Source organism: Pseudomonas sp. WS 5146 (genome assembly GCF_012985495.1).
GTDB lineage: Bacteria > Pseudomonadota > Gammaproteobacteria > Pseudomonadales > Pseudomonadaceae > Aquipseudomonas > Aquipseudomonas edaphica.
The window spans coordinates 42,727-60,000 of record NZ_JAAQWL010000015.1 but is presented as its reverse complement, the minus strand read 5'-3'; the positions used below and the strand labels follow the sequence as shown (position 1 = coordinate 60,000).

General features: G+C 60.2%; 12 protein-coding genes. 7 read left to right on the top strand and 5 right to left on the bottom strand.

Going from position 1 to position 17,274, the window contains the following annotated elements; genetic code table 11:
- Nucleotides 1-180 precede the first annotated feature (180 nt).
- Both HBO41_RS27545 and HBO41_RS27540 read left to right on the top strand, forming a co-directional pair.
- Nucleotides 181-2,277 (top strand): bifunctional diguanylate cyclase/phosphodiesterase, encoded by a 2,097-nt coding sequence (locus HBO41_RS27545; protein ID WP_138453877.1) that lies wholly within the window; start codon nt 181-183, stop codon nt 2,275-2,277.
- A gap of 54 nt (nt 2,278-2,331) precedes the next feature.
- Entirely contained in the window at nt 2,332-3,078 is a 747-nt protein-coding gene (locus tag HBO41_RS27540; RefSeq protein WP_017135063.1) for an SDR family oxidoreductase, read from the top strand.
- Between the two features lie 116 nt (nt 3,079-3,194).
- On the opposite strand, the gene mapR is transcribed toward HBO41_RS27540, so the two are convergent.
- The 3 genes from mapR to HBO41_RS27525 all read right to left on the bottom strand — a co-directional run bounded on the left by mapR (nt 3,195) and on the right by HBO41_RS27525 (nt 6,594).
- A complete protein-coding gene (gene mapR / locus HBO41_RS27535) occupies nt 3,195-4,604 on the bottom strand; it encodes a GntR family transcriptional regulator MpaR (RefSeq protein ID WP_017139132.1) in 1,410 nt (469 codons plus the stop codon).
- A 156-nt stretch (nt 4,605-4,760) separates the two neighbouring features.
- Nucleotides 4,761-6,170 (bottom strand): cytochrome c oxidase accessory protein CcoG, encoded by a 1,410-nt coding sequence (gene ccoG / locus HBO41_RS27530; protein WP_099548274.1) that lies wholly within the window; start codon nt 6,168-6,170, stop codon nt 4,761-4,763.
- A gap of 184 nt (nt 6,171-6,354) precedes the next feature.
- Nucleotides 6,355-6,594, bottom strand: a complete 240-nt coding sequence (locus tag HBO41_RS27525; protein ID WP_017139130.1) for a DUF3203 family protein — start codon at nt 6,592-6,594, stop codon at nt 6,355-6,357.
- Nucleotides 6,595-6,714: 120 nt separating this feature from the next.
- Here HBO41_RS27525 and HBO41_RS27520 point away from each other — a divergent pair, with 120 nt between their 5' ends.
- Entirely contained in the window at nt 6,715-7,212 is a 498-nt protein-coding gene (locus HBO41_RS27520; protein WP_017139129.1) for an MgtC/SapB family protein, read from the top strand.
- Between the two features lie 8 nt (nt 7,213-7,220).
- Here the strand turns inward: HBO41_RS27520 and HBO41_RS27515 are convergent, their stop codons facing one another.
- Nucleotides 7,221-7,769 (bottom strand): hypothetical protein, encoded by a 549-nt coding sequence (locus HBO41_RS27515; RefSeq protein WP_017139128.1) that lies wholly within the window; start codon nt 7,767-7,769, stop codon nt 7,221-7,223.
- 177 nt (nt 7,770-7,946) lie between these two features.
- Complete coding sequence (locus tag HBO41_RS27510) at nt 7,947-8,114, bottom strand: hypothetical protein (RefSeq protein ID WP_017139127.1); 168 nt, start codon at nt 8,112-8,114, stop codon at nt 7,947-7,949.
- A 203-nt stretch (nt 8,115-8,317) separates the two neighbouring features.
- Here HBO41_RS27510 and HBO41_RS27505 point away from each other — a divergent pair, with 203 nt between their 5' ends.
- The 4 genes from HBO41_RS27505 to HBO41_RS27490 all read left to right on the top strand — a co-directional run bounded on the left by HBO41_RS27505 (nt 8,318) and on the right by HBO41_RS27490 (nt 17,273).
- Nucleotides 8,318-10,306, top strand: coding sequence for an alpha-1,4-glucan--maltose-1-phosphate maltosyltransferase (locus HBO41_RS27505; protein WP_169988511.1), 1,989 nt, complete (start codon nt 8,318-8,320; stop codon nt 10,304-10,306).
- Nucleotides 10,307-10,473: 167 nt separating this feature from the next.
- Nucleotides 10,474-13,821, top strand: a complete 3,348-nt coding sequence (gene treS / locus HBO41_RS27500; protein WP_169988509.1) for a maltose alpha-D-glucosyltransferase — start codon at nt 10,474-10,476, stop codon at nt 13,819-13,821.
- Nucleotides 13,818-16,055 carry a 1,4-alpha-glucan branching protein GlgB gene (gene glgB, locus HBO41_RS27495; protein WP_017139124.1) on the top strand — a complete coding sequence of 746 codons (2,238 nt, stop codon included), beginning with the start codon at nt 13,818-13,820 and terminating at the stop codon, nt 16,053-16,055. The genes treS and glgB overlap by 4 nt, the downstream gene beginning before the upstream one ends.
- A gap of 51 nt (nt 16,056-16,106) precedes the next feature.
- Nucleotides 16,107-17,273: a GGDEF domain-containing protein gene (locus tag HBO41_RS27490; RefSeq protein ID WP_017139123.1), complete on the top strand. Its 1,167-nt coding sequence runs from the start codon at nt 16,107-16,109 to the stop codon at nt 17,271-17,273.
- The last annotated feature ends 1 nt before the right edge of the window (nt 17,274 follow it).

Genomic DNA, 17,274 nt, shown 5'->3' with positions numbered 1-17,274 from the left:
GCAGATGATCCTGCTCAGCGGGCTGAAGCAGGTGGCATTTCAAGGTCAGTAGATTGGCGTCAAAATGCCACTAATGGCCCCGTGATAATTAATCAAACCGACAATAATTATTCTCGCTACAATCGCCGGCTTTGCCACTTGGCACGGGCGTTTTCAGGCCCGTCAGTCTTGAGAAGTCCCATGCTGATCGGTAGTTATTCCCCCTCTCTGGTCGTCATCTCCCTGTGCGTCGCGATCCTGGCGTCCTATACCGCGCTGGACTTGGCCGGCCGTATTGCGACCGCCAGGGGCCGCGCAGCGTACATGTGGATGACCGGCGGGGCATTGGCCATGGGCGTGGGCGTTTGGTCCATGCACTTTATCGGCATGCTGGCGTTGCGCCTGCCCTTTGCCCTCGGGTTTGACCTGGGTATCACCGCGCTGTCGTTATTGATCGCCGTGTTATCCAGTGGCTTTGCACTGTGGCTGGTCAGCCAGCCACGTCTGCCGGCTTGGCAGTTGGCATTTGGCGCGTTGGTGATGGGGGCTGGTATTGCCTGCATGCACTACACCGGCATGGCCGCGATGCGCATGACCCCGGGCATCGATTACGACCCCGCCCTGTTTGGCGCCTCATTGTTGATCGCCGTGCTGGCGTCCGGCGCGGCCTTGTGGATCGCTTTCAACTTACGGCGCAACACGCCTTACGTACGCCTGGCGCGGGGGGGCGCCGCGGTGGTGATGGGCATTGCGATCGTTGGTATGCACTACACCGGCATGGCTGCCGCGCGTTTTGATGACAACAGTTTCTGCGGCGCCGCGCTGACGGGACTGAGTGGCAAGGGCCTGGATAACCTGGTGCTGGTCACTTCGCTGGCGGTCTTGATCATCGCGTTATTGACCTCATTGCTCGACGCCCGGCTTGAAGCCCGCACTGCCGTGCTCGCAGACTCACTGACCCTGGCCAACCAGGAACTCACCCATCTGGCCCTGCATGACATGCTCACCGGGCTGCCTAATCGCACCTTGCTCGCCGACCGCATTCAACAAGCCATACAGGCGGTCAGGGAGCAGGGTGGTTGTTTTGCGTTGATGTTTATCGACCTGGACGGTTTCAAGCCGGTCAATGATGCATTTGGCCACCACATGGGTGACCAATTGCTGCGCGAGGTGGGTTTGCGTCTGCGCGAGGACCTGCGCAGCCAGGACACCCTGGCGCGCATCGGTGGCGATGAGTTTGTGCTGCTGGTGCAGTTGACCCAGCCGGACGACGCCATGGGCCTGGCCGAGCGCCAGGTTGGCTTGATCAACCGTACGTTCAAGGTAGCCGAGCATGAACTGAAGATTTCCGCGAGCATCGGCATTGCCATGTTCCCCGGTAACGGCGTTAACCCTCAGGAACTGCTGATGAACGCTGATGCCGCCATGTACCACGCCAAGGGCATGGGCAAGAACGGTTACAGCTTCTTTGATGTGTCGATGAACACCAATGCGCGCAAACAGCTGCAGTTGTTGCAGGACCTGCGCAACGCCGTTGAGCACCAACAGTTCCGCCTGTACTACCAGCCCAAGTTCGACGCGCTCAGCGGTATTGCGGTCGGCGCCGAAGCGTTGTTGCGTTGGGAGCACCCGCAACAGGGGCTGTTGTTGCCGGCGATGTTCATCGAGCTGGCGGAAAAAACCGGGTTGATTATTCCCATCGGCGAGTGGGTGCTCAACGAGGCTTGCCGCCAGATGGCTGTCTGGTACGCGCAGGGTTATGAAGACTGGCGCATTGCAGTCAACCTGTCGGCGTTGCAGTTCTGCCATGCAGGGTTGGTTAAAAGTGTCGCGCAGGCGCTGGAGCGTCACCGCTTGCCGGCCAACAGCCTGACCCTGGAAATCACCGAAACCACTGCCATGAGCGATGCCGATGCGAGCATGACGGTGCTGCAGCAACTGTCGGACATGGGCGTGGACCTGTCCATAGACGACTTCGGCACCGGTTATTCGAGCCTGATGTACCTCAAACGGTTGCCCGCCAACGAGCTGAAGATCGACCGCGGGTTTGTGCGCGACCTTGAACACGACAGCGACGACGCCGCCATCGTCTCGGCCATTGTCGCCCTCGGCCAGGCGCTAGGGCTGCGCATTGTCGCCGAAGGCGTGGAGACCGATGTGCAGCAAAGTTTCCTCACCCGGCTGGGGTGCAACGCGCTGCAAGGCTACCTGCTGGGTCACCCATTGCCGGCCGAGGGGTTCATGGCCGATATCCAGCGCGCCGAAGACGCCTTGGCGCCTGACAAAAGCCGTGGATGACGGGTATTCTTGGATCCAACCTTAAACCGTTGGTTTATTCAGGAGACCGCACGCATGGACAAAGTCGTCATTATCACTGGAGGCAGCCGTGGTATCGGCGCTGAGACGGCCTTGCTGGCTGCACGCCAGGGCTACCGCATTTGCATCAACTACCAGTCTGATGAGGCAGCGGCCCAGCGTGTGCTGGACCAGGTGCGCGCCTTGGGTGCACAGGCCATTGCGGTGCGGGCCGATGTCAGCATCGAGGATGAAGTGATCGCATTGTTCAATCGCGTTGATGCCGAGCTTGGGCGCGTGACGGCACTGGTCAACAACGCCGGCACCGTGGGGCACAAGTCGCGGGTCGATGAAATGTCCGAGTTCCGCATCCTCAAAATCATGAAGACCAATGTGCTGGGGCCGATCCTGTGTGCCAAGCAAGCGGTGCTGCGCATGTCGCCCAGGCATGGCGGGCAGGGCGGCAGCATCGTCAACGTGTCGTCGGTAGCCGCGCGCCTGGGTTCGCCGGGCGAATATGTCGACTATGCCGCGTCCAAGGGCGCGCTGGATACCTTCACCATCGGCCTGTCCAAAGAGGTGGCGGGTGAAGGGATCCGTGTCAACGCGGTGCGCCCTGGCTACATCTTTACCGACTTCCATGCCCTGAGCGGCGACCCGGACCGAGTCAGCAAGCTGGAGTCCGGCATCCCCATGGCCCGTGGCGGGCGCCCGGATGAAGTGGCGGAGGCGATTATCTGGTTGTTGTCGGACAAGGCTTCGTATACCACTGGCACTTTTCTGGATTTGGGCGGTGGCCGTTGAGTCTTTAGCGTCAGTCAAGGCGCCATCGCGGGCAAGCCCGGCTCCCACAGTGGAACGCATTTCACTGTGGGAGCCGGGCTTGCCCGCGATGGCGTCAGATAAGGCAACAACCGAGCCTAGAAGGACCGCACAATGCGCCCGAGTGTTTCCATGGCCTTTTCCGATGCCTCGGTCCACGGGCTGCCGTAGTTCAAGCGAATGCAATTTCTGAAGCGCTGGGTCGCCGAAAAAATCGGCCCCGGCGCAATGCTGATGCCCTGGGCCAGGGCCATTTGGAACAGCTTCAACGAATCGGTTTGCTCCGGCAGTTCCAGCCACAGGAAATAGCCGCCAGCCGGCTGGCTGACCCGCGTCTGTGCCGGGAAATAGCGCGCGATGGCGGCCAGCATGGCGCTCTGCTGTTCTTCCAGGGCGTAGCGCAATTTACGCAGGTGCCGGTCATAGCCGCCGTGTTGCAGGTAGTCCGCAATCGCCGCCTGGGCCGGCATCGAGGGGCACAGCGAAGTCATCAGCTTCAGGCGTTCAACCTTCTGCGCATAGCGCCCGGCCGCGACCCAGCCGACGCGATAGCCAGGTGCCAGGCTCTTGGCGAAGGAACCGCAGTGCATCACCAGCCCTTCAGTGTCGAAGGCCTTGGCCGGTTTTGGCGCGTGCTGCCCGTAATACAACTCGGCGTATACATCGTCCTCGATCATCGGCACTTGATGGCTGCGCAGCAGTTCCACCAGCGCCTGTTTTTTCGCCTCTGGCAGCGTGGCGCCCATGGGGTTCTGGAAGCTGGTCATGGTCCAGCAGGCTTTGATCGGGTAGCGCTCAAGGGTTTGCGCCAGGGCATTGAGGTCGATGCCATCGCGTGGGTGTACGGGGATTTCCACCGCCTTGAGCTTCAGGCGTTCGAGCACTTGCAGGCAGGCATAGAACGCCGGGGCTTCGATAGCGACCAGGTCGCCCGGCTCGGTCACCGCTTGCAGGCACAGGTTCAGCGCTTCCAGGGCGCCGTTGGTGATCAGCAGCTCTTCCATCGGCAGCATCAGGCCGCCCACCATGTAGCGCAGGGCGATCTGGCGGCGCAGTTGCGGGTTACCCGGTGACATGTCGGTGACGACAAGGCGTGGGTCCATCTCACGGCCGGCACTGGCCAACGAGCGCGCCAGGCGTGGCAGCGGGAACAACATGGGGCTGGGGAAGGCCGAGCCGAACGGTACGGTGTTGGGGTCTTTGATGGAGTCGAGCACTGAGAACACCAACTCACTCACATCGACTTCGGTGGACTCGTGCACCTGTTCACTCACCACCGGCTCGGAAAACGGGCTGGGCGCGTGAGTGTTGACGAAGTAGCCGGAGCGCGGCCGCGCACGAATCAGGCCACGGCGTTCGAGCAGGTAGTAAGCCTGGAATACCGTGGACGGGCTGACCCCATAGGTCTGGCTGGCATAGCGCACTGAGGGCACTCGCTGGCCAGGGCCGAGGACGCCGGAGCGAATCAGTTCTGCGATGTCGTCGGCAAATTTTTCGTAGCGTTTCATGGCGGCCTGATTAACGTTCCAATAGTGTTCGCAGGGCAAAATGTGGGAGCTGGCTTGCCTGCGATGACGGTGGCACATTCAACATCATCCGTGCCAGACCGGGCGCCATCGCAGGCAAGCCAGCTCCCACACTTGATCTTCTGTGTGTGTTGGATATCAACGATTCAACGGCGCCACAAAGCGACTGTCCGCTGCACTGTAAATCCACGGTTCATCCACATCCACAACCTTGAAGCGCAAGGTCTGCGAGCTGCTCGCCGGTTTATCGGCCAGCAACGCCACCGACACCGGCACATCGCTGATTTCCCCCGGCGCCAGGCTGAGCCGGGTCTTGCCTTGCAACTGGAAGCCCTCGGCGTCCACCAGTTCCAGGCGGTAATCCTGGCGCTGCTGGGTCTTGTTGATGACCTTCAAGCTGTAGATGTTTTCGATCAGCCCCTGGCTGTTTTCACGGAACATGCCACGGTCCTTGGTCACGTCCAGTGACACCATTGGCCGTTCAATCAAGGCCACCACCAAGGCGGCGATCATCACCAGCAGCACGGCACTGTAGCCGATCAGGCGTGGCCTGAGCAGGTGCGTTTTGCCACCTTGCAGTTGATGTTCGCTGGTATAGCTGACGAGACCACGGGCATAGCCCATCTTGTCCATGATCGAATCGCAGGCGTCGATGCATGCGGCGCAGCCAATGCATTCCATTTGCAGGCCATCGCGGATATCGATGCCGGTGGGGCACACTTGCACGCACAGTTGGCAGTCGATGCAATCCCCCAGGCCAACCTGCGCCGGTTTCACCTCGCGTTTGCGCGGGCCTCGGCTTTCGCCACGCGCCGCGTCGTAGGAAATGGTCAGGGTGTCTTTGTCGAACATCACGCTCTGAAAACGTGCATACGGGCACATGTGCATGCACACCGCTTCGCGCAGCCAGCCGGCGTTGATGTAGGTGGCTGCGGTAAAAAACAGCACCCAGAACAGGCTCACACCGCCCATCTGCCAGGTCAGCAACTCACTGGCCAGCGGGCGGATTGGCGTGAAGTAGCCGACAAACGTCAGCCCGGTCAGCACGCTGATACCCAGCCATAGCGTATGTTTTGCCGAACGCCGCGCCAGTTTGTTGAGACTCCAGGGTGCCGCTTGCAGTTTGATGCGTTGGTTGCGTTCACCTTCGGTGACCTTTTCACACCACATGAACAGCCAGGTGAACGAGCTTTGCGGGCAGGTGTAGCCGCACCAAACGCGGCCGGCAAATACGGTAATGGCAAACAGGCCGAAAGCGCAGATGATCAACAGCGCCGACAGCAGGATGAAATCCTGGGGCCAGAAGGTGGCACCGAAGATGTGGAATTTGCTTTCGGCCAAGTCCCACAGCACGGCTTGGCGCCCGGACCAGTTCAGCCACACGGTGCCAAAAAACGCCAGGAACAGCACAGCGGCACCGCCCACACGCAAAGTGCGGAACACGCCGGTGAAGCTGCGGGTATGGATCAGGTTGTCACTGGATTTGGCCTTCACCTTCTTTGGGTGTATGGGCTCAAAGGTGTCCACGGTTGGGATTCTTTCGCTCATGGTCGTTCGCTCATCAGCCTCCATCAGGCCAATGAACTATGAACTTCACGCTGTTTGCATAACAGACTCAGGTAGGTCGATAAAAAGCGGATCAGATGGGCTTTCTATACGTCACTGTGACAATGTGCTGCACCCCGTAGCGCCTGGGGTGCAGCTGGCTTGTGCGGGGGTTGATACAGATCAATCAAATCACCGAATCACTGTCGGTCGCCTTCAAGTGTTTGCGACCGTCCCTGGCACCGGCGACGGTCAGTGCGTCCGCTTCGGCTTCAGTGATGTAGACCCGATCGCCTTTTAACTCTACAAAAGACATGGATTTGGCGCTGTCGGTACTCACCGTCACACCCGTGGCGGGCAGGGCGTATTCCTGGCCGTCGTCAGCGACCTTGAAAAAGCACGTTTGATTGTCGATACGTACAGGCATGGTGCTCTCCTTTTTATGGGCAGTCATGGGTTAGGGCGTCGCGCAGTGCCAGGTGTTCCAGGCAACTGACTGGCGGTCGGCGCTGTCCATCGTCTAACCACACTAAAACGGATAACGACCATGGACGCCTGGTGGCAAGAAGTGCTTCAAACCCTGCATGCAGAATTTGCTGACATCGCTGATGCAAAGCAGCTCACTCAGATAACCGTTCGCCTGCTTATCGCCGCGATCCTGGGCGGTATCCTGGGGTTTGAGCGTGAGCAAAAGGGCAAGGCGGCGGGGGTGCGCACCCACATGCTCGTGGCCTTGGGCGCTGCACTGTTTGTGCTGGTGCCGCAGATGTCAGGCAGCCAGTCGGACGCCATGAGCAGGGTCTTGCAGGGGGTTATCGCCGGGATCGGCTTCCTGGGTGCCGGCACTATCCTCAAGGGCAAGGAGGATGAAGAGGGCCAGCACGTCAAAGGCCTGACCACCGCTGCCGGGTTGTGGATGACCGCCGCCATTGGCGTGGCGGCAGGGGTTGGGCGTGAATCAACGGCGGTATTGAGTACACTGCTGGCGCTCGTTGTACTTGGCTTAATGCCCAAAGTCGTCAGGCTCTTCGAGAAGGAACGTTGAGTCCATGATCAGTGAGCCTTCATCCTTGATTTAATGTGTGTTGGGTTGAGCGCCTCGGTGATGGTGTTCATATCCATCACCGTTTGGGCTGTGTCCTTCACGCACCCATTCAGGTGCTCGAATGCTCCGGCCGTGCCTTTGAAAAACTCATAGACATGGCGAAAGCCATAATCGTCCTTACCCGATATCAACTTTAACAGTAAGGCGATTTTCTGTTTGTCATAGGCTGCCTGATAGTCGCTGAAATAAAGTTGGGTGGATAATTTTACGCAGGCCTCGTCACTATTTTTTTGCAGGAACTTGCCGATGTCCGTCAGAAGGTGAGCAACTTCCTCGGCGTCTGGTTCTTTCAACATGGAGTCGACACTTTCCTGGCTGAAATGCATGCGCATTTCATTGAGGACTTTACGCGACTTCAGGTCGTTGGGCGCACGCAAAACCTGGGCGATGTCCTCCTCTGTGAGGCTTGCTTTAAGCTCGGTGAGATAACGCCGGCTGACGGAAACGTCTGAATGTACGTGTTGGTGGCGGCTTTGCTTCACGTGAATGTCCGACATGGTATTAACCTGCTCGCGTTTAAGAGGGGGTAAATGAAATGTGCTCAAGTAAGCGCGTGTGGGACTGTAGCAATAGGCGCACAGGCGAGATGTAGGCTATTTCACCTGTGCGCGCAGGTTAATGCGTTTTTAAGGCAGGCATCCTGACGCGAGTACGCGTGTGAGTGATGGCGTTGATCAACAAGGTTGAACAATCACCGGCGGCATGGTTGTGGGCGGTTCCTCCACGGGTGGCGGCAGGTTTTCCGGTGGTTCCTTCTCCGGGATCGGTTCCGGTTCACTCGGCGGCAGCGTTGGGTTGTCGATATTCGGGTCCGGGGTTTCAGCCGGGATCGGGATATTCATCGGTGTGGCCTCCTTTGTGCTTTGCTCTATCGGTGGACAACCGCCGGGCAGGTTTGATTCCCGCCCAATGGCGGCACATCCACCTGAACTTTTCCGCGCAGCCCAGGCTCGGACCTATTACGGCCCTGCTCAGGGAGAGCGTCGCCGTCTCAGAATTCGGATCAAGCAAAGAGCGTCCACAGGGCGTAAGGGGAAGATGCTCGATGACTGCTGAAACACTGACTCCAGAAGACTCCATATTGCCGCTGTCCCAGGCCTTGTTGTTGCCAAGGATCGCGATTGAAAGCACTACGCCCGTCATAGATGGCGGCGAATTTGCTGTGAAGGCCGTGGTGGGCCAGCGCGTCACCGTCACCAGCAAGGTGTTTGCCGACGGCCATGACAAGCTCGCCGTGCTGATCCGCTGGCGCCCGCTGCAGGACGAAAGCTGGCACAGCGTAGTGATGACGGATGTGGGCAACAATGGCTGGGAGGGCGCGTTTACCGTGGCCCAGCAAGGCCCGCACGAATACTGCATCGAAGCCTGGATTGATACCTTTGCGAGCTTCTGCTACGAACTGCGCAAAAAACATGAGGCCGGTGTGCCGGTCAGCCTTGAGCTGCAGGAAGGCCGCAGCCTGGTGTTGCAGGCCGCCGAGCGCAGCGACAATGAGTTACGCGACCGCTTGATGCTGCTGCACCACGAGCTGTCGGGCTTGCTGGAAACCGAGCAGGTCGCGCAGTTCTTGCACGAAGACAGTGCACATTTGATGACCCAGGCCGACCACCGCGCTTACTTGAGCATCAGCACCGTATACCCGCTCGACGTGGAGCGTGAGGCCGCACAATTTGCCAGTTGGTACGAGCTGTTTCCGCGCTCGGTCACCGACGATTCGGCGCGCCACGGCACCTTTAATGACGTGCATGCGCGGCTGTCGATGATCCATGACATGGGCTTTGACGTGCTGTATTTTCCGCCGATCCACCCGATCGGCCGCAGCCATCGCAAGGGCAAGAATAACTCGCTGACCGCAGGCGCCGATGACCCCGGCAGCCCTTATGCGATCGGTAGCGAGGAGGGCGGCCATGAAGCCATCCACCCGCAGTTGGGCAGCCGCGAGGACTTCCGCCGGCTGGTCAAGGCCGCCGCCGAGCATGGCCTGGAAATCGCCCTCGACTTTGCCATTCAGTGCTCCCAGGACCACCCGTGGCTCAAGCATCATCCAGGCTGGTTCAACTGGCGCCCGGACGGCACGATCAAATACGCCGAAAACCCGCCGAAGAAATACCAGGATATCGTTAACGTCGATTTCTATGCCGCCGACTCTATTCCGAGCCTGTGGACCGAGTTGCGCGACATTGTTATAGGTTGGGTGCAAGAGGGCGTGAAAACCTTTCGCGTGGATAACCCGCACACCAAGCCGCTACCGTTTTGGCAATGGCTGATCAGTGACGTGCGCTCCAGGCACCCGGAGGTGATCTTCCTGGCTGAAGCCTTCACCACGCCAGCGATGATGGCGCGCTTGGGCAAGGTCGGTTATTCCCAGAGCTACACCTACTTCACCTGGCGTAACACCAAGGCCGAGTTGAGCGAGTACTTCACACAGTTGAACGAATCGCCGTGGCGCGAGTGCTTCAGGCCGAATTTCTTTGTCAATACCCCGGACATCAACCCCGGCTTCCTGCACGAATCCGGGCGCCCGGGCTTTCTCATCCGCGCCGCCCTGGCCACCATGGGCTCAGGCTTGTGGGGCATGTATTCGGGGTTTGAACTGTGCGAAGCGGCGCCGGTACCGGGTAAGGAGGAATACCTGGACTCGGAAAAATACGAAATCCGCCCCAGGGACTTCACCGCGCCCGGCAACATCATTGCCGAGGTCGCCCAGCTCAATCGTATTCGTCGGCAGAACCCGGCACTGCACACCCATCTGGGCTTGAAGCTCTATAACGCCTGGAACGACAACATCCTGTACTTCGGCAAGCGCAGCGATGACGGCAGCAATTTTATCCTGGTGGCGGTCAACCTTGACCCGTTTAACGCCCAAGAGGCCCATTTCGAATTGCCCCTGTGGGAGCTGGGCCTGCCGGACGATGCCCAGACCCAAGGCGAAGACCTGATGAATGGCCATCGCTGGACCTGGTATGGCAAGAACCAATGGATGCGCATCGAGCCGCAGATGCCATTCGGGATCTGGCGTATCACCGTCTCCTGAGCCTGACAGGGATTAACTGTCAGGGATCAACGGTGGGAGCTGGCTTGCCTGCGATAGCGGTATGTCAGCACCGAAAAGGCTAGCTGGCCCACCGCTATCGCAGGCAAGCCAGCTCCCACCTTGATTGCATGTCTTCTGCACAATTTTCAGTGTTCCAGGAGTTTCCAATGGCGAAGAAACCCACCCCAGCCACTTTTATCAAAGACCCGCTCTGGTACAAGGACGCGGTGATCTACCAAGTTCACGTCAAATCCTATTTCGACTCCAATAATGACGGTATCGGCGACTTTCCCGGCCTGATCGCCAAGCTCGACTACATCGCCGATCTGGGCGTCAACACCATCTGGCTGCTGCCGTTCTACCCGTCGCCGCGCCGCGACGACGGCTATGACATCGCCGAGTACCGTGGCGTGCACAGCGACTACGGGACGATGGCCGACGCCAAGCGCTTTATCAGTGAGGCGCACAAACGGGGCCTGCGGGTCATCACTGAACTGGTGATCAACCACACCTCCGACCAGCATCCGTGGTTCCAGCGGGCGCGCAAGGCCAAGCCGGGCTCGGCGGCACGGGACTTCTACGTGTGGTCCGATGACGACCAGAAGTACGACGGCACCCGCATCATTTTCCTCGACACCGAAAAGTCCAACTGGACCTGGGACCCGGTCGCCGGCCAGTACTTCTGGCACCGGTTCTATTCGCACCAGCCGGACCTGAACTTCGATAACCCGCAAGTCATGAAAGCCGTGCTCTCGGTGATGCGCTACTGGTTGGACATGGGCATCGACGGCCTGCGTCTGGACGCCATTCCCTACCTGATCGAACGCGACGGCACCAACAACGAGAACCTGCCGGAAACCCACGGCGTGCTCAAGCAGATCCGCGCCGAGATCGACGCGCATTACCCCGACCGCATGCTGTTGGCCGAAGCCAACCAGTGGCCGGAAGATACTCAGCTGTACTTTGGTGACAAAAAAGGCGACGACGGCGATGAATGCCACATGGCCTTCCACTTCCCGCTGATGCCGCGCATGTACATGGCGCTGGCCCAGGAAGATCGTTTCCCGATTACCGATATTCTGCGCCAGACCCCGGAGATCCCCGCCAACTGCCAGTGGGCGATCTTCCTGCGCAACCACGATGAACTGACCCTTGAAATGGTCACCGACAAAGAGCGCGACTACCTGTGGAACTACTACGCCGCCGACCGCCGTGCGCGCATTAACCTGGGCATTCGTCGGCGCCTGGCGCCGCTGATGGAGCGTGACCGTCGCCGCGTTGAACTGCTCAACAGCTTGTTGCTGTCGATGCCCGGCACGCCGACGTTGTACTACGGCGATGAAATCGGCATGGGCGACAACATCTACCTGGGCGACCGCGACGGCGTGCGCACGCCGATGCAATGGTCCATCGACCGTAACGGCGGCTTCTCGCGCGCCGACCCGGCCAGCCTGGTCTTGCCGCCGATCATGGACCCGCAATATGGCTACCTGTCGGTCAACGTCGAAACCCAGGCCCAGGACCCGCATTCGCTGCTGAACTGGACCCGGCGCATGTTGGCGGTGCGTAAGCAGTCCAAGGCCTTCGGGCGTGGAAGCCTGAAAATGCTCTCGCCGAGCAACCGCCGCATCCTGGCGTATACCCGTGAGTTCACCGGCGACGATGGCCGCACGGAAACCATTCTGTGCGTGGCCAACGTGTCGCGCAGCGCCCAGGCGGCCGAGCTGGACTTATCCGCCTTCGCCGGCATGGTGCCGGTGGAGATGCTCGGCGGTAACGCGTTCCCGCCCATCGGCCAGCTGAATTTCCTGCTGACCCTGGCGCCGTACGGTTTCTATTGGTTTGTGCTGGCGGCCGAAAACCAGATGCCCAGCTGGCATGTTGAGCCGGCGCAGAGCATGCCGGATTTCACCACGCTGGTGCTCAAACAACGCATGGAAGAGTTACTCGACGAGCCGTGCCGCACCACCCTGGAGCATACCTCGCTGCCGGCATGGTTGCCCAAGCGGCGCTGGTATGCCGGTAAAGACACGGCCATCGACCAGGTGCAAATTGCCTACGGCGTGCGGTTTGGCGACCCGCAGCATCCGGTGCTGCTCAGTGAGGTCGAGGTGACCAGCGGCGGCCAGGTCAGTCGTTATCAATTGCCGTTCGGCTTTTTAGCCGAAGACCAGTTCACCAGTGCCTTGCCCCAGCAACTGGCGCTGGCCCGCGTACGCCGGGGGCGTCAGGTCGGTTTGGTGACCGACGCTTTCAGCCTGGAACACTTTGTCCGGGCGGTGATCCAGGGATTGCAGGCGGGCACGGTGTTGAACACCCACGAAGGTGATTTGCGTTTTGAAGCCACGCCGCACTTGGCCGCGCTGCAACTGACCGATGAGGCGCAGGTGCGCTACCTGTCGGCCGAGCAGTCCAACAGTTCGGTGGTGGTGGGCGAGAGCCTGGTGCTCAAGCTGATCCGCAAAGTCAGCGCCGGGGTGCACCCGGAGCTGGAAATGAGCGCTTACCTGACGGCCGCCGATTACCCGAATATTTCGCCGTTGCTGGGCTCGATGATTCGTCGCGATGGCCAGGGGCAGGACAACCTGCTGATGATTGCCCAAGGCTACCTGAGCAACCAGGGCGACGCCTGGAGCTGGACCCAGAACAACCTGGAGCGCGCGATTCGCGACGAGCTGGCCCAAGCGATTTCCGAGCAGGAGCAGCATTACAACGCCTTGGGTGAACTGCAGGATTTTGCCGGTTTACTCGGCCAGCGCCTGGGCGAAATGCACGGGGTGCTGGCAGCACAAACCACCAACCAAGACTTCAAGCCCGAGACCACCACGGCCAAGGACACCCAGGCCTGGGCCAAGGACGTCGGCGCGCAGATCGACCGCGCGCTGCAGTTGTTAAAACTTCATCAAAGCCAGTTGAACCCCGCCGATCAGGCGCTGGTCAGTGAAATGCTGGGGCAGAAAAAAGCGCTGGCCAGCAGTGTCCAGGCTCTGGCGAAAGCCACGGCCGGCGGTTTGCGCATTCGGGTCCACGGTGACTTGCATCTGGGGCAGGTCCTGGTGGTCAAGGGCGATGCGTACTTGATCGACTTTGAAGGCGAGCCGGCGCGCCCGCTGCATGAACGGCGCGGCAAGCACAGCCCGTATAAAGATGTAAGTGGCGTGCTGCGCTCGTTTGATTACGCCGCCGCCATGGCCCTGAATGTGCAAGGTGTGGATCACTCGCCGCAAGCGGATACCGCCCGCCAGCGTGTGACTGACCGTTACCTGAGTGAAGCGCGCAAGGCATTTATCCAGGCTTATCATCAGGCTACGTCTACACTGGCGCATGACTGGCAGGATGCCAATGGGCAGGACGCAGCGCTGACGTTGTTCAGCCTGGAGAAGGCCGCGTACGAAGTGGCTTACGAAGCAGAAAATCGCCCGACCTGGTTGCCGGTGCCCCTGCAAGGGCTGCACGGTTTACTCAGCGGGCTGCTATCTCAAGCGAATAATGCACGCGGTGGGGAGACGTCATGAGTTTTACACAGAGAGAACCGCTGCAAGCGAAGTTGACCGCCATGCCGGCGCCCAAAGATGTAGAAGCGCTGGTGCGCGCGGAACACCCGGACCCTTTTTCCATCCTGGGGCCGCACGATGACGAGCAGGGCGGGCAATTTATCCGCGCGTTCCTGCCCGAAGCCTTGAGCGTCCAGGTGTTGGCCCGCGAAAGCGGTGAAGCCATCGGCAGCCTGGATGCGACCCAGGTGCCGGGTTTGTTTGTCGGGCATTTTTCCACGCGCCAGGGCTACCTGCTGAAGATCCAGTGGGCCGGCGGCGAGCAGATCACCGAAGACCCCTACAGCTTCAGCCAGTTACTGCTGGGTGAGATGGATTTGTACCTGTTCGCCGAAGGCAATCACCGTGACCTCAGCAGTTGCCTGGGCGCGCAGGTCACCAGCGTCGACGGCGTGCAAGGCGTGCGTTTTGCGGTGTGGGCGCCGAATGCGCGGCGCGTATCGGTGGTGGGTGACTTCAATATCTGGGATGGCCGCCGCCATCCGATGCGACTGCGGCATCCGTCGGGCGTGTGGGAGATCTTTATCCCACGTCTGCAAACGGGCGCGGCCTACAAGTACGAGATTCTCGGCGCCCATGGGATTCTGCCGCTCAAGGCCGACCCCATGGCGCTTGCTACTCAACTGCCGCCCGACACTGCCTCAAAAGTCGCCGCGCCGTTGCAGGTGGACTGGCAAGACCATGAGTGGATGCAGACGCGTGCCGACAAGCAAAAGGCCTCGGCGCCATTATCCATCTATGAGCTGCATGTCGGTTCCTGGCAGTGTGAACTCGACGAGGCCGGTGAAGTGTCGCGCCAATATGGCTGGCGCGAACTGGCCGAGCGCTTGATTCCTTATGTGCAGCAATTGGGCTTTACCCATATCGAGCTGATGCCGATCATGGAGCACCCGTTCGGTGGCTCCTGGGGTTACCAGGCGCTGTCGCAGTTTGCGCCGAGCGCACGCTTTGGCTCGCCGGAGGACTTCGGGTTTTTCGTCAACGCCCTGCACCAGGCCGACATTGGTGTGATTCTGGACTGGGTGCCGGCGCATTTCCCCACCGATACCCACGGCCTGGCCCAGTTCGACGGCACGGCCTTGTACGAATACGCCAACCCGCTGGAAGGCTTCCATCAGGACTGGGACACGCTGATCTACAACCTGGGCCGCACCGAAGTGCACGGCTTTATGCTCGCTTCGGCGTTGCATTGGCTCAAGCACTTCCACATCGACGGTTTGCGCGTAGATGCCGTGGCCTCAATGCTGTATCGCGATTATTCGCGCAAAGCCGGTGAGTGGGTGCCCAACCGCCATGGCGGCCGCGAAAACCTGGAGGCCATCGACTTCCTGCGCCATCTCAATGATGTGGTCGCGCTGGAAGCGCCGGGTGCGCTGGTGATTGCCGAAGAGTCCACAGCCTGGCCGGGCGTCAGCCAGAGCACGCAGCAGGGCGGCCTGGGTTTTAACTACAAATGGAACATGGGCTGGATGCACGATTCGCTGCACTACATCCAGCAAGACCCGGTGTACCGCGCCCATCATCACAATGAGCTGAGTTTCGGCCTGGTGTATGCGTGGTCCGAACGCTTTATCCTGCCGATCTCCCACGATGAAGTGGTGCACGGCAAGCACTCACTGATCGACAAGATGCCCGGCGATCGCTGGCAGAAATTCGCCAACCTGCGCGCCTATCTGAGCTTTATGTGGATGCACCCCGGCAAGAAGCTGCTGTTTATGGGCTGCGAATTCGGCCAATGGCGCGAGTGGAACCACGATCAGCAGTTGGATTGGTACTTGCTGCAATACCCCGAACACCGAGGCGTGCAGAAACTGGTCGGTGACCTTAACCGCCTGTACCGCGAGGAACCGGCGCTGCATGAGCAGGACGATGCGCCCCAAGGGTTCCAGTGGTTGATTGGCGACGATGCGATCAACAGTGTCTATGCCTGGCTACGCTGGAGCAAGGACGGCAAACCGGTGCTGGTGGTGGCCAACTTCACCCCGGTGCCGCGTGAGGGCTATGCGGTCGGCGTGCCGTTTGCCGGGCGCTGGAGCGAGGTGATCAACAGTGATGCCGACACCTATGCCGGCTCCAATTATGGCAACGGCGGCGAAGTGCTCACCCAAGAGGAGCCGCGCCATGGGCAGCCGGTGTCGCTGTCGCTGAATCTGCCGCCTTTGGGCGTGTTGATTCTTCGCCCGCAAGCGCTGTAACGGCTCTAGTGTGGTGGATTCTGTTGTCCGCACTACTGGCAGGGTGCCACAATGGCGCCTTTGTCGTGGCAGTCGAAGCAGGCGCATTTCATGAACGGCCTTGGGCGTGGGCAAGACCCGGATGAACTCATCGAACAGCAGGTGCGAACCGACCGTTTGCACCAGCTGTTTCGCCAATCGTTCTCGGCTATTTTCGGCAGCTACCTGGGCGCTGTCATGCTCTGCTGGCTGTGCTGGGGCCGGTTTGACCACAAGGTCATGCTGGTCTGGCTGGGGTTGCTGGCGGTGACATCGCTGGTGCGCGTCAAACTGTTCACCGACTGGTTTCGCTGCCCCGACAGCGAGCGCACGCCCCGGCGCTGGGAGCGCCGCTATTGGGTCACGCTGATGCTGTCAGCCGGCACCTGGGGCCTTGGCGCCCTGGCCGTGATGCCGACGGATGATCGTGTCTCCCAGGTGCTGGTCATGCTGTTTACCGTGGGCATGTCAGTGAGCGCGGTTTCGTGTTATTCGGCCTATCGCTATATGACCCTGGGCTCCATGGCGCTGGTACTGTTGCCGTGCACCCTGTGGTTGCTGTTCCAGCCGGCGCCGATGCAAGTAGGTGTGGCGATTGCGGTGCTGGTGTTCTCGACCTTTGTGGTCAGTGCCACGCGCAAGCTCTCGGATGCGCTGGAAAAAGCCTTTCGACTGACCCGACAGATGGAACGTGCTCACCATATCTCCACGCGTGCCGCCCAGACCGACGAGCTCACCGGGCTGATGAACCGTCGCGCGTTTTTCGAACAGGCCCACCTGCTGTACGCGCATTGCCACCACCACCAGCAGCCGCTGAGCGCGTTGATGATGGACATGGACCATTTCAAGGACATCAACGACACCTACGGCCATCAGGCCGGCGACCAGGTGTTGCGCCAGATTGGCGGGGTGATCAGCACGTCGTTTCGCCAAGCCGATGTTTATGGTCGGCTCGGTGGTGAAGAATTCGCGGTGTTGCTGCCCAACACCTCACTTGAAACCGCGCGAGGCATCGCCGAGCAACTGGTCCAGGCGATTTCGGGCCTGACCTGTGAACCGGTGAAGGGCTTGACCGCCAGCCTCGGTGTGGCCACTACCCGCAGCCTTGATCAGGACTTGCACAGCCTGATGAACAACGCCGACAAAGCGCTGTACCGCGCCAAGGCTATGGGGCGTAATCAGGTGGCCGTCGCGCAGTAGC

Coding starts and splice junctions, on each gene's coding strand:
- HBO41_RS27545 (WP_138453877.1), top strand. CDS start 181: ATGCTGATCGGTAGTTATTCCCCCTCTCTGGTCGTCATCTCCCTGTGC.
- HBO41_RS27540 (WP_017135063.1), top strand. CDS start 2,332: ATGGACAAAGTCGTCATTATCACTGGAGGCAGCCGTGGTATCGGCGCT.
- mapR (WP_017139132.1), bottom strand. CDS start 4,604: ATGAAACGCTACGAAAAATTTGCCGACGACATCGCAGAACTGATTCGC.
- ccoG (WP_099548274.1), bottom strand. CDS start 6,170: ATGAGCGAAAGAATCCCAACCGTGGACACCTTTGAGCCCATACACCCA.
- HBO41_RS27525 (WP_017139130.1), bottom strand. CDS start 6,594: ATGCCTGTACGTATCGACAATCAAACGTGCTTTTTCAAGGTCGCTGAC.
- HBO41_RS27520 (WP_017139129.1), top strand. CDS start 6,715: ATGGACGCCTGGTGGCAAGAAGTGCTTCAAACCCTGCATGCAGAATTT.
- HBO41_RS27515 (WP_017139128.1), bottom strand. CDS start 7,769: ATGTCGGACATTCACGTGAAGCAAAGCCGCCACCAACACGTACATTCA.
- HBO41_RS27510 (WP_017139127.1), bottom strand. CDS start 8,114: ATGAATATCCCGATCCCGGCTGAAACCCCGGACCCGAATATCGACAAC.
- HBO41_RS27505 (WP_169988511.1), top strand. CDS start 8,318: ATGACTGCTGAAACACTGACTCCAGAAGACTCCATATTGCCGCTGTCC.
- treS (WP_169988509.1), top strand. CDS start 10,474: ATGGCGAAGAAACCCACCCCAGCCACTTTTATCAAAGACCCGCTCTGG.
- glgB (WP_017139124.1), top strand. CDS start 13,818: ATGAGTTTTACACAGAGAGAACCGCTGCAAGCGAAGTTGACCGCCATG.
- HBO41_RS27490 (WP_017139123.1), top strand. CDS start 16,107: ATGGCGCCTTTGTCGTGGCAGTCGAAGCAGGCGCATTTCATGAACGGC.